Source organism: Cognatazoarcus halotolerans, assembly GCF_009800965.1.
Classification (GTDB): domain Bacteria; phylum Pseudomonadota; class Gammaproteobacteria; order Burkholderiales; family Rhodocyclaceae; genus Cognatazoarcus; species Cognatazoarcus halotolerans.
The window spans coordinates 1-204 of sequence record NZ_WUAF01000110.1; the positions used below are offsets into that span (position 1 = coordinate 1).

A 204-nucleotide genomic window follows, 5' to 3' on the forward strand; every position below is an offset into this window, starting at 1 on the left:
CAAGACCATCACGGTGAACAATGTCGCGCCGAGCCTGAACATCGGTGGAGCGGGCAGCATCGACGAAGGCGACACCTTCGCGCTGGCCATCGCCGGCAGCGACGTGGCCGGGGCGGCCGATCCACTCAGCTACACCATCGACTGGGGCGACGGCTCCGCGCTGCAGACGCTCAGCGCCGCCGAACTGGCGGCCCTGGGCGGCAG

General features: G+C 70.1%; 1 protein-coding gene. It reads left to right on the forward strand.

Features of this window, described 5'->3' with window-relative positions; genetic code table 11:
* Window positions 1–204 (forward strand): hypothetical protein (locus GQB03_RS22900; protein WP_159694096.1); only part of this gene is annotated, 204 nt, incomplete at both ends.